20 protein-coding genes and 1 pseudogene are annotated in these 22,188 nt (G+C 68.2%); 7 read left to right on the forward strand and 14 right to left on the reverse strand.

Going from position 1 to position 22,188, the window contains the following annotated elements; genetic code table 11:
- Positions 1–623: 623 nt before the first annotated feature.
- The 11 genes and pseudogenes from ACFYY6_RS27470 to ACFYY6_RS27520 form a co-directional block, all read right to left on the reverse strand.
- Positions 624–2,195, reverse strand: coding sequence for an HNH endonuclease (locus ACFYY6_RS27470; RefSeq protein ID WP_389195834.1), 1,572 nt, complete (start codon positions 2,193–2,195; stop codon positions 624–626).
- Positions 2,196–2,492: 297 nt separating this feature from the next.
- A complete protein-coding gene (locus tag ACFYY6_RS27475; RefSeq protein WP_389195837.1) occupies positions 2,493–3,869 on the reverse strand; it encodes an IS1380 family transposase in 1,377 nt (458 codons plus the stop codon).
- Positions 3,870–4,090: 221 nt separating this feature from the next.
- Positions 4,091–5,377, reverse strand: coding sequence for a vanadium-dependent haloperoxidase (locus ACFYY6_RS27480; RefSeq protein WP_351520709.1), 1,287 nt, complete (start codon positions 5,375–5,377; stop codon positions 4,091–4,093).
- A gap of 786 nt (positions 5,378–6,163) precedes the next feature.
- Complete coding sequence (locus ACFYY6_RS27485; protein WP_351520707.1) at positions 6,164–6,730, reverse strand: DUF6529 family protein; 567 nt, start codon at positions 6,728–6,730, stop codon at positions 6,164–6,166.
- 4 nt (positions 6,731–6,734) lie between these two features.
- Complete coding sequence (locus tag ACFYY6_RS27490) at positions 6,735–6,899, reverse strand: hypothetical protein (protein WP_335937302.1); 165 nt, start codon at positions 6,897–6,899, stop codon at positions 6,735–6,737.
- Between the two features lie 412 nt (positions 6,900–7,311).
- Positions 7,312–7,770, reverse strand: a complete 459-nt coding sequence (locus ACFYY6_RS27495) for a hypothetical protein (protein WP_389195841.1) — start codon at positions 7,768–7,770, stop codon at positions 7,312–7,314.
- Positions 7,767–8,654 carry a metallophosphoesterase family protein gene (locus ACFYY6_RS27500; RefSeq protein WP_389195844.1) on the reverse strand — a complete coding sequence of 296 codons (888 nt, stop codon included), beginning with the start codon at positions 8,652–8,654 and terminating at the stop codon, positions 7,767–7,769. The genes ACFYY6_RS27495 and ACFYY6_RS27500 overlap by 4 nt, the downstream gene beginning before the upstream one ends.
- Before the next feature lie 59 nt (positions 8,655–8,713).
- Positions 8,714–9,223 (reverse strand): cupredoxin family copper-binding protein, encoded by a 510-nt coding sequence (locus ACFYY6_RS27505; RefSeq protein WP_389195847.1) that lies wholly within the window; start codon positions 9,221–9,223, stop codon positions 8,714–8,716.
- 633 nt (positions 9,224–9,856) lie between these two features.
- Positions 9,857–11,089 carry an NAD(P)/FAD-dependent oxidoreductase gene (locus tag ACFYY6_RS27510; RefSeq protein WP_389195849.1) on the reverse strand — a complete coding sequence of 411 codons (1,233 nt, stop codon included), beginning with the start codon at positions 11,087–11,089 and terminating at the stop codon, positions 9,857–9,859.
- Positions 11,089–11,712, reverse strand: a complete 624-nt coding sequence (locus ACFYY6_RS27515; protein WP_389195852.1) for a transaldolase family protein — start codon at positions 11,710–11,712, stop codon at positions 11,089–11,091. The genes ACFYY6_RS27510 and ACFYY6_RS27515 overlap by 1 nt, the downstream gene beginning before the upstream one ends.
- Positions 11,713–11,822: 110 nt before the next feature.
- A pseudogene (locus ACFYY6_RS27520) lies at positions 11,823–12,597 on the reverse strand (transposase); the annotation flags it as partial.
- A gap of 211 nt (positions 12,598–12,808) precedes the next feature.
- Between ACFYY6_RS27520 and ACFYY6_RS27525 the strand changes: the two are divergent.
- Together ACFYY6_RS27525 and ACFYY6_RS27530 are read left to right on the forward strand one after the other, a co-directional pair.
- Positions 12,809–13,969, forward strand: a complete 1,161-nt coding sequence (locus tag ACFYY6_RS27525; RefSeq protein ID WP_389195855.1) for a pentapeptide repeat-containing protein — start codon at positions 12,809–12,811, stop codon at positions 13,967–13,969.
- An 88-nt stretch (positions 13,970–14,057) separates the two neighbouring features.
- Positions 14,058–14,459: a recombinase family protein gene (locus ACFYY6_RS27530; protein WP_389195858.1), complete on the forward strand. Its 402-nt coding sequence runs from the start codon at positions 14,058–14,060 to the stop codon at positions 14,457–14,459.
- Between the two features lie 254 nt (positions 14,460–14,713).
- Here ACFYY6_RS27530 and ACFYY6_RS27535 read toward each other — a convergent pair whose 3' ends face one another.
- Both ACFYY6_RS27535 and ACFYY6_RS27540 read right to left on the reverse strand, forming a co-directional pair.
- The gene (locus ACFYY6_RS27535) at positions 14,714–15,103 is read right to left on the reverse strand and encodes a hypothetical protein (RefSeq protein WP_389195861.1); all 390 of its coding nucleotides are present in this window, start codon (positions 15,101–15,103) and stop codon (positions 14,714–14,716) included.
- Positions 15,104–15,229: 126 nt separating this feature from the next.
- Positions 15,230–15,373, reverse strand: a complete 144-nt coding sequence (locus ACFYY6_RS27540) for a hypothetical protein (RefSeq protein ID WP_389195864.1) — start codon at positions 15,371–15,373, stop codon at positions 15,230–15,232.
- Positions 15,374–15,983: 610 nt separating this feature from the next.
- Here ACFYY6_RS27540 and ACFYY6_RS27545 point away from each other — a divergent pair.
- The gene (locus tag ACFYY6_RS27545) at positions 15,984–16,931 is read left to right on the forward strand and encodes a hypothetical protein (RefSeq protein ID WP_389195867.1); all 948 of its coding nucleotides are present in this window, start codon (positions 15,984–15,986) and stop codon (positions 16,929–16,931) included.
- Between the two features lie 173 nt (positions 16,932–17,104).
- Here the strand turns inward: ACFYY6_RS27545 and ACFYY6_RS27550 are convergent, their stop codons facing one another.
- A complete protein-coding gene (locus ACFYY6_RS27550; RefSeq protein ID WP_389195870.1) occupies positions 17,105–17,512 on the reverse strand; it encodes a hypothetical protein in 408 nt (135 codons plus the stop codon).
- A 361-nt stretch (positions 17,513–17,873) separates the two neighbouring features.
- On the opposite strand from ACFYY6_RS27550, the gene ACFYY6_RS27555 reads away from it, so the two are divergent.
- The 4 genes from ACFYY6_RS27555 (at position 17,874) to tpg (ending at position 22,171) form a co-directional block, all read left to right on the forward strand.
- Positions 17,874–18,620, forward strand: coding sequence for a TIGR02391 family protein (locus tag ACFYY6_RS27555; RefSeq protein WP_389195873.1), 747 nt, complete (start codon positions 17,874–17,876; stop codon positions 18,618–18,620).
- A gap of 74 nt (positions 18,621–18,694) precedes the next feature.
- Entirely contained in the window at positions 18,695–19,219 is a 525-nt protein-coding gene (locus ACFYY6_RS27560; RefSeq protein WP_389195876.1) for a hypothetical protein, read from the forward strand.
- A gap of 279 nt (positions 19,220–19,498) precedes the next feature.
- Positions 19,499–21,610, forward strand: coding sequence for a telomere-associated protein Tap (gene tap / locus ACFYY6_RS27565; RefSeq protein WP_389195879.1), 2,112 nt, complete (start codon positions 19,499–19,501; stop codon positions 21,608–21,610).
- A 3-nt stretch (positions 21,611–21,613) separates the two neighbouring features.
- Positions 21,614–22,171, forward strand: a complete 558-nt coding sequence (gene tpg / locus ACFYY6_RS27570) for a telomere-protecting terminal protein Tpg (RefSeq protein WP_389195882.1) — start codon at positions 21,614–21,616, stop codon at positions 22,169–22,171.
- Positions 22,172–22,188 lie beyond the last annotated feature (17 nt).

Consider the following 22,188-nt stretch of genomic DNA (forward strand, 5'->3'; position numbering starts at 1 on the left):
CCCGACCCGGACCACTCGGTGATCAGCCGCAAGAGTGAACAGGTTCACCGGAGAAACGATTCCCCGAAGGAGGGCCGACACCAGACTGGCCGGTGTCTTCGTCATCGGAAATGAATGTCAGCCGCATTCGGACGGTCGGTGTTTCGCCACGGTCGTACCGGCGCCCGCCGACGCGTCTAACGTGCCGGGGAGGGACCCCGCAGGGCCCTGCTGTGCCGTCGCCGTCGCGGGCAGGCCCGGACATCGCGAAGGCGGCGAAGCACCAGAACCGGGCGATGCGCGAGCTCCGCCTCCGCGAGATCCTCGAGCCCGACGTCGTTCCGAACGATGCGCTGCCGGGGGAGCCCGTTGCATGACTGAGGAATCAGCGGCCGCGCCTGCCGCACGCCGAGCGCTCCGCGTCATCACTCTCGCGGGTTCAGTCTTCGCCATTGCCTACTCCCTGTTCTGGGCGCCAGCCACTGGCACGGAGAGTTCTCACCAAACTGACCTTGCCGGGGGCCGAAGTCCGAAGGCTGACGCGTGTCGGCGTACGAGTTCCTCCACTCGTACGCCGACAGCTCGATGAGATGTCCGAGAGGCGCAGCACCCCGGGCCTGTCCCGCTGCACCACAGTGGGCTTTTCATCCGAGGTGAGGAGGCCACCGGAAGTCATCCACGCCGTGTAGCCATAGGCCGGGAAGTTGATCACTGCCGGAGGACTGGGCCATGCGTACCAGTTCCTGGTGATCGTGGCCCTTGCGGATGAGATCCCTGGCCTCACTCGTAAAGGAAGCCCAGTTCTCCACGGAGGGGTGGGGCACCCAGGGGCGTTGAAGCCCGGCGGTGTCCTTGGGTGCGTTTCGCCAGGCGTGAAGCCACACTGCGGTGATGTCGTGGAGGACGTTGCCTGAGCCGTCGGTGTAGGAAGACACCTGTGTGCTGAACTCGCCGACGGCACGAGCCGAGGCTGCCGTGATCTCTTCAGGCGAGTAGTGGCTGTTGATCATGCCGCATATCTCGGCAGTGGCCGTTGCTCTGACATTGTCGTCGCCTGTGCCGGTGAGCCGGCTAACACCCTGTGCCTGATGGGCGCTCCACCACAGGCTAATGAACTCATCAGCCAGGCTGGTGACCTGTGCGGCGTCTGCGCCGGTCGGGACGTCGGGGAGAAGCTCGTTCGGGTCGACCTGGTACCGGGATGTGGCGTCGTGGACCGCTGCCATCACTTCGTGGAGTCGGTGCCATTGATTCTTGTCCTCCAAGACAGCGCCGATCCTGGTGCCCTGTGCAGTGGCTTGAACGATCCGCTCCACGTCCTCGTTGTCCGTCGCCACCGTCGGTTGCCCCCGGCGACCTGCGAGCCATATCGCCGTTGCCGTCAGCGAGAAGCAATCGGCCCAGGAGTGTTGCGGGCGATATTCCTGGTCGGGCCCGGCGCTGTTTGTGGGCCCCCCGCCGGAGGCGAGGATGGCTCGGGCGTGATCTTGCAGCTGCCGCACTCGTGTCCAGGCCACTCCGCAGAAGTACCGGAACTTGTTGGCGCCGGTGACCTTGGTGTTGCTCATCGCGAGTCGGATAGCGTCTTCGAAGGCGAAGGCTTCAAGGCCGGCTGCGCGAAAGGAGTCGATGCTGCCTTCCCAACCATCCGGCAGCGGAAAGGTCTTGTTGTCCGCTCCGTACGTCCACTCCTCCCAGAGAGCCGTGAAGCCGTCCCGGTAGGCGAGGCGCGTGCTGTAGTCCTCACGGGCAGCTGCAGCGGCTTCCTTCATTGCTGTCGCCCAGCGCACAGCGTCCTTGGCAACGTCCGCGACGATGTCTGCGTCTGGCGGTACGGACGCCTTGCCGCTATTGCACTCCTCGCATGCTGTCACCAGATTCGATGGCTCATCTGTTCCACCCAGCGCCTGAGGCACCACATGGTCCACAGCCAGCTTCACAGTTGGCGCCTTCGCGCCGCAGTACCTGCATGTGTGATCATCCCGCCGCAAGATCTCGTACCGAAGCCGCTGTCCAACAGGCATGCCCACCCCTCCTCGTCCGCCGTGGAGAGCATTGTGCTCCTGTCGGCAGACAACGGAGGCGAGGCGGACGGTGTGCCGCTGCATGCGTGTCTGGAGTGGATGGCGGGGGCCCGACGGCCCGGTCGGTCTGCTCGACGGAGGGGGGCGTGGTGCGCGGACTGGGCGTTGAGAGTGCACCCGGGCCTGTTTCATGAAAGGTCAGCGGCAGTCGGACCGACCGCAACCATTCGTGTGCCTCGACTGTCTTGTTAACGGTGAGCCTTCATCCGCCCCAACGCCGAACTGATCGGCGCGGCCTGCGCCTCTGGCCTGTCGGAATCGCACTTAGCCTCGAAGTTTCGTGACGGTCCGCCGACGGGGTCGGTGGACCGTTTTCGTGCCGTGGGCTGAGGCTGTGCAGGCCGAGGGCCCGAGTGTCGCCTCGGGGTGGCGCCGGGTTCCACTGCTCCGGGTGTTGAGGTGCTGTCGTAGGGACGGGGAATCCGCTGGTCAGCCAGGGTCGGGCAGTTGGGTGAGCCGGTCGAGGGCTGCGGTGATGTGACCGGTCCAGGGCCAGTGCCGGGCCAGGCGGAGGATTCGCCGACGGCCGGTGGTCACGAGCTGTCCGGCCGCGGTGAACAGGCGGAGCCGCAGGCGGCGGGGCTCCCAGAGACGGGCCTTGCCGGTCAGGGCGAGCATCGGCATCCAGGCCAGCAGGTCGAGAGCCATCTGCACGATCTCCAGCCAGATCCGGTTCTGGGCCGTGCGGTGCAGGGGCAGGTTGCGCAGGCCGGTGGCACGGGCGGCGCGGATGCGGTCCTCGGCCCGGGCCCGCAGCCGGTGACGGAGCTCGAGCTCGGCGATCGGCCGGCCCAAGGTGTTGGTGGCGAAACAAGTCAGCCGCATGCCGTCCGCATCCGTGAGCCGCAACTGGGCCCCGGGGTGCGGTCGTTCCTTCCTGACGATCAGCCGCATGCCCTTGGGCCAGCTGTCCAGGACGTCGCCGGTGAGTTCAGCGACCCAGGCGCCGTCGCGGATCTCGCCGTCCGCCTCGACGGCCGCCGTCCAGGCCGATGCCGGAACCTTCAGCACGTGCTGGTGGATCGCCTCGGTGATCACCATGCCGACCGAGTAGGACAGCCACCGTCCCCGCTGGGCGAGCCAGGCGACGAAGTCGTGGGTGCCGCCCGCGGAGTCGGTGCGGATCAGGGTCCGGCGCCCGCGCCGGTACTTCTTCGGCAGCTGGGCCAAGGCCAGTTGGGTGGCGGTGATGTGGTCGGCCGCCGTGTTCGATCCCGCGTTGCCTGGTCTGAGCAGGGCCGCGACCGGTTCACCCGTGCCGCCCGGTCCGTGGTCGACGAACCCCATCAGCGGGTGGTGGCCGTAGGTTCGCTTCCACGTGGGTGCGGCGTCCTCCTTGTCCGAGTACGCGATGACCAGCACCCCGTCGAGGTCCACGGTCACCGTCCCGCCCGCGTCAGGCGCTTCCCGGTCGGCCAACCGCCAGACATGTTGGCGGACTTCAGCCCGCGCGGCACGGATGGCCCGCAGGGCCTTCTCCTCGGAGGCTGCGAGGTTATCGATGAGGCGGGAGACCGTCGGGTCGGAGGCCACCAGCCCGAACACGGCCGGCTCGGCCCGCAGCACCCCGACATCTGCCAGGCAGTCCCCGCCAAGGGCGACCGCGAGGGCCACGTCCAGCAGGACCTTGCCCGGATCGTGCACCGCCCGAGCCTTCCGCCACGGCGTCAGCGCCGCTGATATCGCGGTGTCCAAGCCAGCCTTGCGGACGGTATCGACCAGCAGCACGCCCCCGGCCTGCGAGACCACCGCCCGGCCGCCGCCCTCGATGCGGACACGCGGGTACGACCCGATACGCTTCTTCACTTGAGGAGTGTTTCTTTCCATGCGACGACCTGGACCCTAGACAAGTCCCATCGTTGCTGGTCAGGAGCACTCTTCGCATTTCCGATCACACCTCGGACACCCGCCCACATGAAAGCCCGTGGTTAGCACAAGGTTCGGGCCAGCTGTACCCGATATGCTGGGTACAGCTGGCTCCTTGGCCACAGCCATGCGTCGCGTTGGCGCTGCACGGGTGCGGGCAGTCAGATGTGTTGCGCCACGAAATCGGCTACCTGCGTGCCGAGTTGTTGGCCTGCCCGGTTGTCGATGGAGGTGTGCTGGCCGGTCCATATCCGGCTGAGCCACGCTTCGGTGGCGGCGCGTTGAAAGCCGGCGAAGGTTCGGGTGACGCCCTTCGACGTCACCACGAGGTGGTGCTGCGCACCGTAGAACCTGGTGAGCGTCGTTGCCGCCGCCTGGCTGAGAGCGCCGTGGGCGGCGGGGTAGGACGGATCCGGGGCGGTCGGCAGCAGGGGGGTCCAGTTGGGATCGCCGGCGATGCGCGGGTTGTAGTGCGTACCACCGAGCCGGAGGGCGGTCACGGGCCGCCATACGCGGTATGTGTACTTGGCGTCGTACATCGCGATCGCGGTGTCGGCGAGGGACAGGTTGAGCTGGGCGAAGACCTTCACCGCGTTCTCCAGGCTTGCGTGCTGGGAGGTGACGAGGCCCTGCGCGATCTGATTCCAGACGTTCCAGACGGGCGCTGCCGCCCAGAACTTCCCGGCTGCGGTCTGATCGGGGGTGCGGGTGGTACTGGTCTTTCTCCCCAGGCTCTTGACCTCATTCAAGGCTGTGGCGTACTCGGCGGTGCTGACGGCCGGCGGCGGCGCCGGGCGGAACTGGCTTCCTTTGGCAAGCACGAACGGCTTGACCGAGCCCCAGTTGGTGAACACCGGTGTGGGGAAGTCGGGCGGTGTGGGCCGGTAGCCGCCGGCCACGTTGCGGGGACTGAACGGCGGCGGCTTGGTCGAGGACCCATCATGGGATCGCAGGCTGACCAGCCGGCGGGCGACCTCGGCTCCCACGCGAATGCCCGCCTGCTTGCCAGGGCCGTTGGGAATCGCGGACAACTGGCTGCTCAGCCGTCGGTCCATGCTTGCGCGCTTGGCCGGGTACAGGGCCACCAGCACATCGTGGGCTGCTTGGTCCGCTGCTGCGTCTGCACGGGCGTCTCGCGGCGCCGACACCGAGAACATGTAGGCAGGGCCGGCCCGGGTGACCGATACCACCGCGTCGTACTCGGCGGCCTGAAGGAGCGCGAAGCTGCGCGTGGGGTGGACGGTGGGCGGTTGGGCCTTCGGATCGCTCAGGACGGTGATGAGCTCACGGTTCCACTCCACGACCGACATCCCAGAGGGCCCGGCGGCGGCGCGCAGGGTTGGGGAGTGAGCAGGTGTGGTGGCGGTGGGCCCGAGGGTCAGGCCAGTGAGTCCGGCTGTCAGCGCAGTTCCGGTCAGTGCAGCGAGTATCTTGTGCTTTCCGTCCATGTGCTGTGGCTCCCTGTGGTGGGTGGTGGGCTGGGGCAACCGGTGGGTCTTACACCTCGACCACGTGGGCCGCTTCGGGCCAGACGGTCAACGGGCACCACTGAGCGAGAGGGGAGTCCGCAGCGTGTGCCGCAAAGAAGTACTCCGGGCACCTGATCGGGAGTCCGACTGGGGTATGAAGCCAGTTCCGTCTGCCTGAGTCCCGTGCCGGGGCGGTCGTCGGAGTATTGCGACTGGACTCACCGGGGTACCGGCCCTTGAGGCGGCGCGCGTCACCCGCGCCCATGTTTCGAGGGGTTGACCGGGCGCGAGTGGTCCTGCAACCTGATCACCTCTTTGCGTCATCAAGGTCGCTTGCCAGATACAGCCTGCGGGTTCCGGAAGCACGCCGCAACTCCGGACTGTGGCCATCTGGCTACAGCCAGCTGCGCCGGTTGCTGGTCGGTGCCCGCCGAGCCCCGCCTTTCGCACTGGTACGACGGCAAGGTCAAAGCGCCGCCTACGGCCGCTTCCACTCGGGCACGAGCCGGCGGCCGGCTTCCCGCAGAGCGGGCAGCGGAGAAACGCTTGGGTCGGAGACGGGCATGGTTGGTCCGCAGGCCCTTCGCAGAAGCCTGCCTCCGGCGTGGTGGCTGTAGACGAAGCAGATGACCACCCCGGCAGAGGCCGCGGCCACCGCGGCCACGATTGTGCTGGGGGGTCGCTGGGCAGTGTGTCGCTCACCGTGGTGTTGTCGGTCCGGCCGGGGCCGCCGTTGGCTGCTGGAAGAGACGTCTCGTGCTCTGCTCACAGGCCGGGGGCCTGGAAGCCGTTCAGGTACCAGAAGGCGGCGGCGTACCAGATCAGGGCGATCGCGGTGACGAGGGTGCCTCCGGCCAGCGGGAGCGCCCAGCCGGGCCAGTGGCGGTGGCGGACCACGATGACCTTGGCGACGAAGGCCCCGTAGAGGAAGCAGCCGGTGAGCGAGTGCACCGCCACGCGGGTGTCGGTCAGCTGGACGCCGTAGGTGGTGATGCAGTGCTGAGCGATGGGGAGGGAGAGGAGGAAGGCGGTCAGACCGATGAGGCGGTGCGTCGTGTGGACCCGGTGCGGTGCGGTTCGCAGTGCGGGCAGGCGGCCGTACATCCAGAGGGCGAGAAGTAGCTGAATCAGCGCCAGGCCCAGCAGTGCGGAGCCGAGTTGGGCTTTGAGCAGTCTGGCGTCGTCGCCGCGCTGCCCGAAGAGGCTGTTCTCGTAGGCGGGGGTGTGTACCCGGCCGTACCAGTAGAGGCCGGCCGTGACCGCCACGGGCAGGAGCATCCACAGGACGCCGTAGCGCCGTCGGTGGTTGGCAGGGTGAGCGAGACCGTCCACGTGATCAGCCGCCCACGCTCTCGTTTTTGCCGCCCTGGAGCTGGAGGGCACTCCACGTGGTGCCGAGCGCGGCGCTGGGAGTGCCGGTGGTGCGGTCCGACGGCCCGGAGACAAAGCGAGGATCGGTGCGGGCGGATGCGACTGCCGCCGGTGCAGGCTGCGGGCTCACGCCGATCGTCGTCCTTCTGCTACCGGAGCAACCGATGTCCACCGTGGCACGCAGGGCGTCAGCGGCGACCGAGCCGGTCGCGAGGCGAGGGTTTCTCAACAGGTTCTCCAGGCGTTGCGGGCCGATCTCGCCAGTACGTCCGAACAGTCCCGTCCGGGTCCAGTCGGCGCGCCAGCAGGTACGCGGATCAAGGAGAGCGGTTGGACCGGACGGCCGATGAGAGCGACATGCCGACCCAGGTGACGGAGAGGCCGGGTCCGTAGAGCCATACGTGTCCGAGTCGTCGGACCGCCTACGGCACCGGCCGGGACGACGAGCGCGAGCGGGCGGACATCGCCGAAGTGCGGCCCTTCGCAGGTGCACGACGGCGATCGGAGCGCGTTGTGCGGGCGGAGGCGCGTCGGTGTCTGGTTCATCTGTCCGGTGCCATGGTGCGGAGGTCGGGCCGCACTCGGCCGGTCGCGTCATGGTGCGGCCGGGCGCTACGGTGTCGCCGGACCTCGAACGCCTGCCAGACCACGACAATCAGCAGGGTGAGCGTCTCGGCGATGAGGCTGAGCAGCGCCTGCGGGGCGGGCTGCAGACCGCGTTCGGTGAACCCGAACAACCCGATGGTGCGGGATGTGGCGAACCCTGCGAGCGCGCCAATGGCGATCGCGGCGGCGGCGATTCGAAGCAGCAGGGGTGCCGCCAACAGGAGAAGTGCGGCAACTGCGAAGGCTGCGGCGGCCTGCAGCAGGAACAACGGGCCGATGACGTGGATGAAGCGGTATCCGTTGATGTAGAGCTGGGCGTGGATGTATCCGCTTGCGGCGAGCGTGGCGGCGAGGACCAAGCGCAGTGCGAGGGCGGGCAGGCTCTGGGGGTTCAAGTGAGTTTCTCGTCCTTGACCGCCAGTGCGTGGCTGCCCTGCCGGTAGTTGACGGTGCGGATGCCGAGTGCGTCCTTGAGGCGTCCGGCGGGCAGCACCTGCGGAATGGGGCCGGGGCCGTGGCCGGGTTTGGGAAACGGATAGCAGGTGGGGGCGGCCGAGTGGAAGGTGATGTTGCCCTCGGTCTTGGTGAACAGCTGGTGGACGTGCCCATTGAGGCACGTGACTGAGGAGAAACGGCGCAGCATCGACAGCACCTTCACCGCGTCGTCGGTGCCCCAGCCCCACTTCGGATACATCGCGAACAACGGGATGTGACTGAAGACGACGATAGGGGTGTCCGATGACAGGCCGGCGATGTCCTTGCGGACGAAGTCGATCTGATCGCTGCCCAGGTGGCCGAGTTGCTCGAGGTGCAGAGTGTTGACCAGCGCGATGAAGTGCACACCATGGGTGTCGAAGCTGTACCAGCCGTCGCCGAGGGTGTTTTTGGCGAAGGCCTGTCGGTATGCGCGTCCGTTGTCTCCGATCGAGTCGTGCTCACCCGGCACGGTGAAGATCCGGTCCGTGCGCAGCTGCGACAGCATCTGCTTGACCTGGTCGAATTGGGCGGGGGTGGAAAGGTGTGTCAGGTCGCCGCTGTGCATGACGAAGTCGGGTCGGAACCCGAGGGAGTTGATCTGGGTGAGGGCTGCACTGAATGTTCCGGTGACATTCATGTTGGGCGGGCCGTGGAAGCCGATGTGGCTGTCGGAGACCTGCACGAATCGCAGGTCTGTGCTGCCCGCCGGGGTGGGGTCCGGCGAACCGGCGATATGGCTGATCACCTCTCCCCCGGTGACTGTCAGGATGACGGCGCCACCGAACCAGGCGGTGTGCCGCATGAGCTGACGGCGGTTCATACCGTGCTCGCCGTCGCCGTCGGAGTCTCGTGTGGGTTCGGTCATGGGGTCACCTCCACGGTGGCGGTCATGAACGGGTGGATGCTGCAGTAATAGGCGTAGGTGCCGGGCTTGGTGAAGGTGTAGCTGTAGGTGGCGTTGGTGGCCAGGCCTGCCGACTTCAGCGGCCCGCCCGATCCTTGTTTGCTGGTGACGGTGTGAGTGTCGGGGTCCGTGTTGGTCCAGGTCACCTTCGTGCCCGCCTTGACCGTCAGTTTGGCCGGGGAGAACGCAAAGTTCTTGATCGTCACCGCGTTGGCCGAGGCCGGAGCGGACGATTGGCCGGCGGTCGGTGAGGTCGAGGGCGTGCCTGGTGGTGGGGTGACCGTACCGCCCGTTCCGGAGGCACCGGGCGTTCCGGGCAGGGTCTGGCCAGTGCCGGGACTCAGTGCTCCTGCTGGTTTGGATGACGATCCGCCGCACGCGCTGAGCAGTCCCAGTGCTCCGGCAACGGCGACAGCAGCCAGGCACGTGCGCGACCGCCGGACCAGCACAGAGAAGTTCGCATTCATGGCCATCGTTCCTTCTACGCATTCCCCATCGCACGGGCGGGTGTGATCCAAGACCGATCCGCGATCGGCCTGTTTCAGGCAGATAGGCGACCGGGCTACGCCACCCGGGGGTATTCGAAAGGGCGTAACCCGGTGGGTTACTTTAAGTGGGCAAACAGTGGATTCCATTCAGCGAAACGAATCCCACAGCGAAGTCTTCGTTGTTTCACTGCGACGGCGGGTAGCAGTACGCCTGGAGCCAGGAAAGTTTCTGCGGTGTCCATACTGGACCGCAGGCAAAGACGGACAAAGACTGCACCTCGACCCGACCGAAGACCTGCTGCACCCTCAGCCGACACCCGCACCAGTGGCGGCATGCGCGCCGGAGCCGCGATCGCCTGTCGATCCGACGCCCCCGGTCATGTGATCCGAGGGCTCAGCGGCTCACATCGGGTATGGGAACACGGGCAACCGTCCGAATCAGCAACGCCGGGGTCCGTCGGACCTGACCGATGCGGAGCTGACTGAAGCGCCGCGACCGGCCGGAGCGCGAGGGCAGGAAACAGGGGACTCAGCCTCGCTGGGGCATCGCCGGCTTGCCCACCCCTGCGGGCGGGCGCCCGACGAGCCCGTGAAGCGGCCCGCGGCCGTACGTCACCCGGCAGTCAGCAGTTCCAGCGGCACATCCGGGTCGGCGAGCCTGTCCCGGTCGATCTGCTCGCCGGAACGGACCAGGTGCTGGATCGCGTCGTTGACATCCCAGATGTTGACGTTCATGCCGGCCAGAACGCGACCGCCGGCCAGCCAGAAGGCGATAAACTCCCGGCTTGCGAGATCACCGCGCACCACCACGTCCTCGTAACTACCGGGCTCGGCATAGCCCGCGTACTCCATGCCCAGGTCGTACTGGTCGGTGAAGAAGTACGGAACACGGTCGTAGAACGCGGGCTTGCCCAGCATCGACCGCGCGGCCGTCCCAGGCTGGTGAAAGGCGTTGGCCCAGTGCTCCACACGGATGTGCTTGCCCAACATCGGGTGAAGGGCGTTGGCCACATCGCCGGCCGCGTAGATGTCCGGGTCGGAGGTCCGCAGGGAGGCGTCGACCACGACGCCGTTGTTGACCTGCAGACCGGATTCGGCAGCCAGCTGAATGTTGGGAGTGGCGCCGATACCGACCACCACCGCGTCCGCGTCAATGCGGGTGCCGTCAGCCAACCGGACGCCCGCGACCTTCCCTCCCTCGCCGACGATCTCGCTGACCCGCGCACCGAGCCGCAGGTCCACGCCGTGCTCACGGTGGAGGTCGGCGAAGACGGGCGCGATCTGCGGGCCCAGGACGCGCAGCAACGGCACTTCGCCTGCCACCAGCACAGTGGCCTCGACGCCTGCCTCCCGTGCGGCGGCGGCCACCTCCAGGCCGATCCAGCCCCCGCCGACGAGGACGATGCGGGACGCGGAGCGGAAGGTACGCTGGATGCGCTCGCAGTCGCCTACACGGCGCAGGTAAAGCACGCTGTCGAGGTCCGCACCCGCTACGGCCAGGCGGCGCGGGGAGGCACCGGTGACCAGCAGCAGCTTGTCGTAGCCGATCGTCTTGCCACCGGAGACGGTGACCGCCTTCCGATCACGGTCGATGGCCGTGACGACGGTGTTCAGCCGCAGATCGATGCCCTGATCGGCATACCACTGCGACGGGTGGACGAAGATCGTTTCGCGGTCCTGCTTGCCCATCAGGTAGCCCTTGGACAGCGGCGGACGCTCATACGGTGGGTCCGGATCGTCCCCGATGAGCAGGATCCGGCCCTCAAAGCCGTTCTCCCGTAGCGCGTCAGCGGCCTTGGCTCCTGCCAAACTCGCTCCGACGATCACGAACGTGGATTGCACCATCACACCTTCTCCCCGCTGCGGTCTGTGCCGTGGGGCCGGCCGCTGTCGGATTCGTGCGGGCTGACCGCGAGTTTCTCAACCGACTCATTCCAGCTGGCGTCGACCCTCTCCACGCCCTCGTCCTCCAGCACCTGCACCACGTCGGCGTAGTGCTCGTACGCGATGCGGGCGTTGGCGATGGCCGCGCGCCCGTGCAGCGCGGCGGGCCGGACGCCGCCCAACCGGTCAAGCCGCCGGTCGATCTCGGTATCCACCCGCGAGACGAAGAACGACGCCACCCACGCGATCCTGGACAGGTCGCGCCCGGCGTCCTGTGCGCGTTCCATCCTGGTCAGGAACGCCTCCGCCACCGCCTCGTAGCGGTCCAGGGAGAACAGCAGCGTGACATTGATGCTGAGGCCTTCGGCCAGACATCCGCTTATCGCTCCCAGGCCCTGCTTGACCGCGGGGATCTTGACGAACAGATTGGGCTGGTCCGCCAGCCACCACAGTGCCCGGGCCTCGGCGATGGTGCGCGCGGTGTCATGTGCCAGCCGCGGGGCGACCCCGATCGAGACCCGCCAGTCGTCCAACCAGATCGACACCCCGGGCGCGGAGAGCCGGGCGAGAGTGTCGGACACCATGTGCCTCCTTACCCGGGCACGGGCGTGGCGAGGCGCGAAAGGCTCCTTGGGTCAAGGCTCGCCCATCAAGCAGGGCGGCGCACGTCGAACCCTGTCGGCCTCTCTGCTGATCATCCAGGGTTCGGCAGGGCTCGCAGTCGCTCGAACGTGCTGGTGGTCATGTCGGCCCAGGGCCAGTGACGGGCGAGCCGCAGGCAGCAGCGGGGCCGGTGGTGACCAGCTGTGCGGCAGCGGAAAGCTGCCGTAGCGGTTGGGCTGCCACCGCCGAGCCTGGCCGGTCAGCGCGAGCATTGGGATCCAGGCCGGCAGGTCGAGTGCGATCTGGACGATCTCCAGCCAGAGCTGGTTCTGTGCGGCGGCGTGAAGAGGGAGGTTGCGCAGGCCGGTGTCACGGGCAGCCCGGATGCGGTCCTCAGCTCTTGCGCGCTGGCGGTGTCGCAGCTCCAGCTGTGCAATCGGGGTGTTCTCGGCGTTGGTGGCGAAGCAGGTGATCCGTATCCCGTCCGCGTCGGTGATGCGCAACTGGAGGCCGGGGTGGGGGCTGTTCCTTGTGGACGATCAGCCGCATCCCCTTGGGCCACCTTTGAGGCAGTCGCCGTCGCGGATCTCGCTGTCCGGCTCGACGGCGGGGGGCCACGCGCCGGCCGGGACCTTCAGCACGGCTTGGTGGATGGCGTCGGTGATGGTCATGCCGACCGAGTACGACAGCCGCCGCCCCCGCTGGGTGAGCCACTTCAGGAACTCGTGTGTCCCGCCGCCGGAGTCGGTGCGGATCAGTGTCCAGCTTCCGCGCCGGTATTTCTTGGGCAGCTGGGCCAGGGCCAGGCGGGCGGCTTCAATGTGGTCGGCGGACGGCGGGCCGTCTCCACCAGCAGGACCGCGCCGGCCTGTGAGACCACCCCATGACCACCGCCCTCAACGCGGACACGAGCCGATTCGCTTCTTCACCTGAGGAGTACTTCTTCCCATGCGACGAACAGGACCCTAGACGAGTCCCATCGTTGCAGGTCAGGAGCACTCCTCGCGTCTTTGATCAAGCAGTGGACGCAGCCGCTCGTGAAAGCACGAGGTTAGCCTGACCTTCACCACGGCGATCTTGGTCGCCGCCGCGGTGTTCTATACCGGCTGGGACCTTCTCGGCGCCCGCGAGCTCAAGCCCGAGCGTCGCATCGGCTCCAAGACCCTCTTCGACCTGGTAAAGCTGTCCTTCGGGGTGGTCGCCGGTGCCGGCGCCCTGGTCGCCCTGGTTGTCGCCTACCGGCGCCAGCGCGTGGACGAGGACGGTGCCCTGCGCGAGGCCACCCGTCTGCACACCGAGCGCTTCACCACTGCCGTTACTCAGCTCGGCAACGACTCCGCAGCCGTCCGCCTCGGTGGCGTGCACGCTCTGGCTGGCCTCGCCGACGACGCCCCCACTCGCGCCCTGCGGCAGACCTGTATCGACGTTCTGTGCGCCTATCTCCGCCTGCCTTACATCGCCGAGGCCGACCTACCAGCGGGCGACGCGGAAGCCCGACACACCTATCTGGCCTTGCGGGAAGTCCGCCTGACTGTCATCCGGCTCATCCGTGACCATCTCCGGCTACCCCATGAGCATCAGCATTCTTGGCAGGGTCACGACTTTGACCTGACCGAGGTCACATTCGACGGCGGGGACCTCTCGGCGGCGAGGTTCTCCGGTGGCACAGTCAACTTCAGCGGAGCAGTGTTCTCCGGTGGCGAAGTCAACTTTGACGAGACGTGGTTCTCCGGTGGTACAGCGATCTTCAATGGTGCGACATTCTCCGGAAGCAGGGTCAGCTTCCACGGGGCGATGTTCGATGGGAGCAGGGTCGACTTTCGTGGGGCGACAGTCTCCGACGGCATGCTCAACTTCTTCGAGGCGGTGTTCTCCAACGGCCTGGTCGAGTTCGACAGAGTGAGGTTCTCCGGCGGCAGGGCCAGCTTCGACGAGGCAACGTTCGACGGGAGCGTGGTCGTCTTCGGCGGGGCAACCGTCTCCGACGGCCTGGTCGACTTCAACCGCGCGACGTTCACCGAGGGCAGGGTCGACTTCAGAAGCGTGACGTTCTCCGGAGGCACTGTCGACTTCCGCCACGTGGTGCTCTCTGGAGGAACCGTCGACTTCGGCGGAGCGACGTTCTCCGGAAGCATGGTCGACTTCACAGACGCTCACGGTTCAGCACCGCTCGGTCTGCTGTCCGGTGGATCACATCTGCCGACCGGACTGGTGGTTCCTTCTGCATGGCATCCGTAGGGGCCAGATAGGGGGCCCAGTTTCATAGGTGGTCCGCCATCCTGGGGCCACCTAGCGAGAGCTGTCGGCCCCGACATCGACCGGCCCTGTGCTCGATGCCGAGATCCGCATCGGGTACGCCCGCGTTTCCACGAAGCAGCAGGAGATCCAGTCTCAGATCGACGCCCTCACTGCGGCGAACATCAACCGGTTGTTCCAGGAGCACGTCAGCACCCGCGTCCGCGAGCGGCCCGAGATGAAGGCCGCGCTCGCCGCAGCCTGGGAGTACCGGGCCACGGGCGCAAAGGTGACCTTGGTGGTGCACGAGATGAAGCGCCTCGGCCGCGGCGCCCTGGACCTGCTCAAGGCGGCTGGCTCTGTCGGTGACGAAGAGCAGCGTTTCTCGGGCAGTTCGGGAGGCGCTGCCCGCGTCGAACGTGGATGGCTTCGGACAGCAGCTCGGTGCCGACGGGCAGGACGCCGTGTGCCGCTCGGCCGGGGCCCGGGATAGAAACGCTGGCTACGGGCGCAAATGGCAGCCGTCGTCCCGCCGTTGCCGAGTGCCAGCGGGTGCCTCCCGTTCTCGTCGACATCGAGATCCGGGCGCTGTGAGTGCCTCCCGAGGTCGTCGACGACTGCTGTCGTGTGACGTCGATAAAGCCAAAGGATGCCTGCGGAGGGTGTGGGGTGGGCGGCGGCCGAAGCCACCGCGAGACGGTCAGGCGGCGGGCTGCCGGCCCTGGTTGTTGAGGTGGCAGCGGGCGGTCAGGCGTCAGGGTCGACTTCGGGGTGCGTGAACCGCACGGGCTTGCCCAGCGACCGGGCGTAGGCGATTTCGGCTCGGGTGCTGTCTCCGATGTAGTCGCCGACTACGAGCACCTCATCAGCGAGCCGGATCTTCGCCCGGTGCAGATCGTCGAGTCGTACCTTCAGCGCCTCGGCCTCGACAGGATCGGACCAAAGTTCGTGCGGCGACTTCATGTCACAGCCCGGTTTGACGACAATCTTTCCGGCTTTGGTCTCCCGCAGATCGGCCTCGTTCATCTCGGTCATGAAGCGGGTGGAGCCGCAGATCACGACGATACGCGGGAGGCTCAACAGCTTCTTCGCGTCGGTGAGCCTCTCCTCGGGGGTGAGCAGTTGCGGGTATGACACTGGTTCCTCCTGGTGGTGTGGTCCAAGGGGTGCTCGGCCGCCGCCACTCGGCAGGTGGAGCCGACGCGCGCCCGAGTCGGCCGCCCCGCTGCGGCGGTGCCGTCTCGCCCGGGATGGGTAGAAGGCTCAGGGATGTAGTGCTGCCTCGCGGAGCTCCGGAGGCGCCTCAATCTTCTTCTCCACCAGGGCCCACTCGCCGTTCGGTGCGGAGTACGGCGTGCTGGGCGGCACGGACATCCATACGGAGCCGTCGTCGTCGATGAGGAGCAAGCCCTGGGCATGCAGGGAGTGGACATGGCCGAAGGAATACCGAGCACGCCCCTTCGGTGGCGGACAAGGTGATCAAGCTGCACCAAGGTCGATGAGAGATGGGACGGCCGTAGTGGCGCCATTACGGGAGGCTTGCAGGGAGGCGTGGGCGGCGAGGACGGCGTGCAGACCGTCGTGGAGGGTCGCGTTGCGGTGGCTGTGGCCGAGGGGATGTGGCGGCTGGCGCGGAAGTACGACAAGTTCCCGAAGCCGGACGAGAGGCCGTACAGCCCGTTCAACCGCAACCGGCCGGAGCCCGAGGAGGTATGGGGCGGCACTGAAGTGTACTCATGGGCGGCCGGGACGGCGGAGTTCGCCCACCGCGGCGCGGTCCTGCTGCGCCCCGCGCCCGAGAACCCGGCTCCGGGCCGCTGGCTCGGATATCGGGACACCCTGCGAGGGCCGGCCCTGGACTGGCATACCGACATCGGTGTGATCCGCCTCGTGCACTGTGACGACTCCAAGGCCGCGACCGATGTCGCCTCCGCCGTCGTCAGCGGCGGCAACAAGGACGGCGTCGTCACCGTGTGCGCGCTGTACGGAGACATGGGCTTCGGAGGGCCGGCGCTGGGTGGCCGCCGATACCGCGCACCCGGGCATCGAGTACGAGGCCGGCTGGGACGACGTCGCGGCCTACGTCGGCCAGGTGCTGCCCTGGTGGCCCGACCTGCTGCGCCTTTCGAGCCTGGTCCGTGAGTGGAGGCCCGGTGCCCAGGCGGCGGTGGTCGAGGTCCCGGCCAACGGCAACGAGAAGATCCTGCGCCGGGCCGCGGCCAACGAGAGCTTCGGCGTCACTTCGCGGGCGGCCGCGATGGACATGGCCAACGGCATCCGCAACAACCGGATCGACACCACGAGCCACGAGATCGAGATCTTCTGCAAAGAGGGGTACGGCGACACGCCGAACCAGGTCGTCCCCGGCGCCGTGCCCGACACCAGCCAGCACCCGCTGCCCTGCGACGGGGACCGCGAGGCTCTCCAGGCCGGCTGGCTGGGGCTCGCCCTGGACACCCACCCCGACGCCGTGGCCGCGCTCGAGATTGCTGTCGGCCGCGATCCGGACCTGCTGCCCTTCGGGGCCGTCTCCGAGATCCCCGCCCAGCACGGCACCGTCAGCGACCGGTGGACCCACCGGCTGACGATGTGCGACCCGACCGCCGCCCACGCCGTCCTCGCCCAGGACGCCAAGGTGGAGGCGTTCTTCATCGACCCGCTCACCGACATGCCCGCCGGCGCACCCTCGGCGACGGCGGCAAGCAGGTGTGGCGGTTCTACGCACCGCTGTCCCTCCCGGCCGGCAGCGCGGAACTCACCTCGGTTGTCCTGCACCACACCCTGTGGGTGCTCACCAGCGACGGCCAGGTCCACCCTGCGCCATGCACGCCGACCGAGCACCCGTGGTGGGGAGACGGAGGGGGCGACCGGGCCAGCGAGGCCGCAGCCGTCGTCGACCAGCTCCTGGACGACCTCGGTGCCACCGTCGACCTGCACAAGCACTGGGATGCTCCCAAGGGCCTGACCGCCCTGTTCAATGAAGAGCACAAGCAGGGCGCCGAACTCACCCGCGCCACCCTGCTCCACGCCCGCATGACCCCGCCCCGCACCCGCTGATCCGCCTCCTGCGCGCCCCGGGCCCAAGCGGGCACGGGGCGCGCACTCACGAGACCGACGTCGCCGGTCGTGGGCTTCCGGCTACTCGACGGCTCGTGACACGCGGTCCCTTCCGGGAGCCGGCTGCTTCCTGCGCAGGGATGGCACTGTCCATCGGACCGTGTCGTAGCCCTCGGCATCGCACCACCCGGACCAGAGCACAATGGCCAGTTGCTGCCATGCGAACTGCCGCTCGGACAGCCAGTTGTCCGGTACCGGCTCGGAGGGACGGTCGGCCTCCCACTCGAAGGACCCGCGGAGCGTATCCAGTTGCGGGTCCAGGGCCATGGCGAGCGCCGTAGCCGCAGCGGCGTGGCCGTCGGCAACCAGCTCTTCCAGGCGTGCGTCCAGGAACGCCGTGATGGCGGCGAAGTCCTCCGGGGTGAGTTGGTCGACGGTGAACGCCGGGTCCTCGGGGGCGGAAGGGACAGCACGGAGATCGATCGGCATGACGGGGTGTCTCCTCGTGTTCGGACTACTGCTGGTGATGGACGTCATGGCCGTCCTGTCGGTCCGGATAACGGACGACGCGATCACCCCTCCCGGGGCCGCTGCCCTCCGCCATGGCCGCCACCGTAGCGAGCACGCGAGCCGGAAGGAGCCGTCTCCTGGCAACTCGGTCCGCTCGGCTGCTGCCCCGGCATCGGCCCCGACCTCCCGTTCGACTCCGACGCCGCCAGGTCGGGCCCTGGAGCAAGGCGGCTGGCGCGTCACGGCCCCCTGGACGGAGACATCACCGACGGACGAGGGCCGTTCACCGCAACCACAGGAAATTACATACAGCATTCGAGTGATGACGTACAGTTAGCAAATGCGATATGTTTACATACCTGCGGTTCCGGCGGACCAACTCCGGGAGCTGCCCACCCGGGATGCCGCACTCGTTCTGCTGCAGTACCTCGCCAAGGCCGACAGCTTCCCGCAGTACGGGGCGACGATCGGTACAGCACGGGAGGCGTTCCGGGGGGAGCCGGACAGCGTTGCGCTCCTGAGCCGCCTGTCCGACGCCTGGTCCTGGCTGGAGGCGCACGCTCTGCTGTCCCGGGCACCGGGTCAGTCGGACGGCTTCCGGCAGCTCTCCCGCGACGGCAGACACCTGGCGCAGAACCCGCAGGGCCTGGCACAGTTCGAAGCCCGCGGACGGCTGTCCGGTCCGCTGCACCCCGCCCTGGACGGAACGGTGCGCACCAACTTCCATCTGGGCGACTACGAGACGGCCTGCTTCGCCGCGATGAAGGCCGTCGAGGTTGCCGTCCGGGACGCCTCGGGACTCGACAGCTCCCTGGTCGGCGTGGGGCTGATGCGCAGGGCGTTCCACCCCTACAAGGACGGCAAGGGCGGGGGCCCGCTCGCCGACGCCGGAGCCGAACCCGGCGAGCAGGAAGCCGCCTCCTCCCTGTTCGCCGGCGCCATGGGCGCCTACAAGAATCCGTCCAGCCACCGCACCGTCAGTTTCGACGATCCGCTGGAGGCGGCGGAGATCATCCAGCTCGCCGACCTGCTCCTGCGGCAGGTCGAACGGGCCAGGAACCGCCAGAACCCGCAGTCAGGAACGTGACCCGGCCTCACCCTTTCCGGTGATCACCTGCCGAAAGGCTCCGCCCTCGCGACGGGCGCACCGATGATCGGCGGGTGATCACCCAGCCCCCTTCCCGCAGCCGCGACCGTCGCACGGCCCGAACGGCGCTGACCCTCGTTTCCCTCCTCGCCCTGGTGACCGGCTGCACGGACGATCCACCGGCCGGTCACGAGGAGCGTCTCCACAAGGCCGCCGGTGTCGCCGCGTTCAAGATCACCTGCGCGAAGGACATGTGGGAACGCACCACTGCCTTGCCGGACAAGCCGATCGACTCGTTCCAGGACGCCAAGCCCCGCAGGTCCGGCGGCGCGGCCGGGGAACGGGGGCTGGTGGAAGTCACGCTCACCGGTTCGCAACTCGTGGACTACCTCAAGCAGCTGAACGAGGACATGAGCGGCGGACTGCTCGGCAGGGGCAGCGTCGAGCCGATGTCGCGGCGGATGTATGAGGCCATCGCGCCCGTGGTCGACCGGATCCGGAAGGGTGCCCCGCCCGCCGAGGTCCCGGCGGCCACCGTGGACGACGCGGTCGCCCCTGCCGGCCCCGAGACGTCCCCGAGCGCCAGCACCAGTACCTGACGAGCGCCTGATGGGGGTTCAGCGGCGCCAGCCGGAGCTTCCTGCGCAAGGGCGTGCCACGCGGGTACGCTGGGGGCGAAGACCTTGGACCCGTCCCTGGCAGTCCGTCAAAGGGCAGGTCACACACCCAGGGTTGAGACTTCTCCGTGAAGGCCGTCCGGCACCCGCCGGGCGGCCTTCAGGCGTTTCACCCCTTCGAGAAAAGTTCGAACGGGTTAAATAAGTGGGTTAAAAGTTGAGGTAAATGATGTTAGGGTGGTGGCACGAGAGGAGATCCACATGGCAACCGAGGAAGAGCTGTTCGCGTCGGTCGACGCCCTGCTGGCGGAGGAGCCGCAGCTCCCGCCCCCGGCGGAGCGCGCCCGCCTCCGCGAGGCCGCCGGCATCACCCAGGCCCGTCTCGCGACCGCGCTGAAGTCGACCGTGCAGACGGTCAAGAACTACGAGAACGGCCGGTCCGAGCCGAAGCCGCCGCGCCTGGAGGCGTACCAGCGGCTGCTGAAGGGGTGGGCGGCGAAGTACCCCGCCCACGGCGCCCCCGCCGCCCCCGCCCCGGCCCCGGCCGCGTTCACCGGTCCGGCCGCCCCCGAGCAGACGGAGGCCGCCGCACCGGCGCAGGTCCCCGCCGCTCCGGCCGCCCAGGGCCGCCCCGCCCGGTCGGCCACGGCCGCACGCCCGGCAACGTCTTCGCGCCCGGCCGCGAAGAAGGCCGCCAAGCCCGCCGTCGACCCGCGCTTCCCGCACGGCCCGCTCGCCGTGCTGGACGGTGACGGATCCGCGTACGGCACGGGCGGGATCGTGCTGGACTGCCCGGCGACCACGGTGCCCGAGCTGGTCGAGTGGACGCTGCGCGAGTCCGGCATCGGCGCGCCGAAGCTCCACCGCTACGGCAAGGACAGCGACCCGCTGATCGTGCTCACCGCGGCGGCCGCCGTGAAGCTCGGGCTGCCCGAGCGCCTGGAGGGCCACGAGCAGCGCCGTTCCCTGCGCCTGCCGGAGGATCACCCGGTCGTCAAGCAGGTCGCGAAGGCGAAGTGGCAGTTGACGCAGCGCGGTTTCGGTCCGTGGGCGCGGATCTACCGCAAGGCGCAGGGCCGCGAGCGGCAGTGCGTGCAGCTGGCGATCCTGTCCTGGGACGCCCTCGATGAGCGGTCCTGGCCCGGCGTTGCGGAGATGGAGCCAGCCGACATCGCCCGCGTCCTCGGCATCTACGCCCAGCGGGTCATCACCCCGCGCGGCTCCACCGCCGTGTCCGGGCTGGAGCTGATGACGGCCATGCGCCCGCCGACGAAGCCGGAGCGCGATGAGGAGACCGGCAACTGGATCTCCGGCTACAACTCCGGCAGCTTGGGGACGGAGCCGATGGACCCGGCGCCGCCGGAGGCCACCCCGGAGCACCCGGTCGTCGTTCAGTCCGGCTGGTCCGGCGGGTTCCTCAATGAGGAGGCGTACCAGTGGGTGCGGTCGGTGGACACGCTCTCGGATGAGGAGTGCATGCTCCCCTTCGCGGTCGGCCTCGACCTCAACACCGCGTTCCTGGCCGCCGCGGCCCGCCTGGTCGTCGGTCTGTCCGCTCCCGACCATTTCCACAACGTGAAGTTCAACCCGAAGATCCCTGGAAGCTGGCTGGTCGACCTCTCCCACATCGAGTTGGACCCGCGGCTGCCCTCGCCGTTCACGCCGGACGGTTCCCGTCCGACGGGCCCGGCCTGGTACCAGACGCACACTGTCGCCTACGCCCAGGAGCTCGGCTACGACGTCCACCCGATCGAGGCGTACCTGCGGCGTGAGACCGGGGCGTATCTGGATCCGTGGCACGACAGGCTCAAGACGGCGTACGTCGACACCCTCGCCGACCTTGGCGTCACCAAGGGCCTGGACGACCGTCAGTTCCTCGCCGCGATGGAGCAACACAAGCAGGTCGACCCGGCTTTGGCCGCCGTCCTCGCGGCCATCAAGGCCACGGTCAAGGGTGGCGTCGGCAAGCTCCGCGAACGCCCCCAGGGACGCCACTACAAGGAGGGCGAGCGGTGGCCGGCCCTGGAGCGGCCGACCTGGCGCCCCGACATCCGGGCCGCCGTCATCAGCAAGGCCCGGGTCAACATGCACCGCAAGCTCAACAACATGGCGAAGATGACCGGGCTGTTCCCGCTCGCCGTGCTCTCCGACTGCGTCGTCTACCCGAGCCCCGGCGACAGCCCGCTGGACTTCCTGCCGTACGCGGCCTCGGGCAAGCCGCAGCCGGGCGGGTTCCGCCTCGGGCCCACCCCGGGCCTGGCGAAGCTGGAAGGCGTTCAGGAGATGCTCTGGGCGATCGACCTCATGGAGAAGGGGCTGAACCCGGCCCGCCACATCAAGGGCGGCGACGCTGTCCTGGACGAAGGGGAGTAGGCCGTGGGGGAGATTGACGACGCGATCGAGCGCGCCGACCGCGAGGCATTCACCCGGGAGCCGCCCAAGACCCTCCAGGGCCGCATCAACTTTCTGCTGAAGCAGCTCAAGACGACCAAGGCCGTTGCGGCGGAGCTCGGGGTCAGCCAGCGATCGGTGGAGCGGTACCGCAAGGGCGAGCGCAAGCACCCACCGAAGGACATCGCAGCGAAGATCGACAGCGCCGTCCGGTCCCGCTGGCAGCCGCTGGTGCGCAAGCGCCGGCAGCGCCAGGCCGCCACCACGGGCGGGATCACCGTGGAGACCAGGGCCCGGTTCGGGTACACCGCGCCGGTCGGTACGACCGACGACGGGCGGTTCCGGCGACTCACCGTGCACCTCCCTCCGGCTTACGCGCAGCGCCTGTTCGACGCCCGCGACACGGGCGCCAGCGACCAGGAAATGCGTGGAATCATCGCGGAAGGACTAAAGGACGTCTATTTCCAGGACAGCGGAGGCCGCGCCATGGGACTCACGGACGTCGAAATCAACGACATCGACTACCTGGACCTGGAATTCTGACCGTGCCCCCGTTAAGC

Origin of the sequence: Streptomyces sp. NPDC001750, from assembly GCF_042892615.1 — a bacterium.
GTDB lineage: Bacteria > Actinomycetota > Actinomycetes > Streptomycetales > Streptomycetaceae > Streptomyces.

Excerpts from the sequence above, each read along its gene's own strand:
- ACFYY6_RS27480 (WP_351520709.1), bottom strand. The coding sequence starts at position 5,377 with ATGGACGGAAAGCACAAGATACTCGCTGCACTGACCGGAACTGCGCTG.
- ACFYY6_RS27500 (WP_389195844.1), bottom strand. The coding sequence starts at position 8,654 with ATGCGGCACACCGCCTGGTTCGGTGGCGCCGTCATCCTGACAGTCACC.
- ACFYY6_RS27510 (WP_389195849.1), bottom strand. The coding sequence starts at position 11,089 with ATGGTGCAATCCACGTTCGTGATCGTCGGAGCGAGTTTGGCAGGAGCC.
- tap (WP_389195879.1), top strand. The coding sequence starts at position 19,499 with ATGGCAACCGAGGAAGAGCTGTTCGCGTCGGTCGACGCCCTGCTGGCG.
- ACFYY6_RS27470 (WP_389195834.1), bottom strand. The coding sequence starts at position 2,195 with ATGAAACAGGCCCGGGTGCACTCTCAACGCCCAGTCCGCGCACCACGC.
- ACFYY6_RS27505 (WP_389195847.1), bottom strand. The coding sequence starts at position 9,223 with ATGAATGCGAACTTCTCTGTGCTGGTCCGGCGGTCGCGCACGTGCCTG.
- ACFYY6_RS27555 (WP_389195873.1), top strand. The coding sequence starts at position 17,874 with ATGCGATATGTTTACATACCTGCGGTTCCGGCGGACCAACTCCGGGAG.
- ACFYY6_RS27550 (WP_389195870.1), bottom strand. The coding sequence starts at position 17,512 with ATGCCGATCGATCTCCGTGCTGTCCCTTCCGCCCCCGAGGACCCGGCG.
- ACFYY6_RS27515 (WP_389195852.1), bottom strand. The coding sequence starts at position 11,712 with ATGGTGTCCGACACTCTCGCCCGGCTCTCCGCGCCCGGGGTGTCGATC.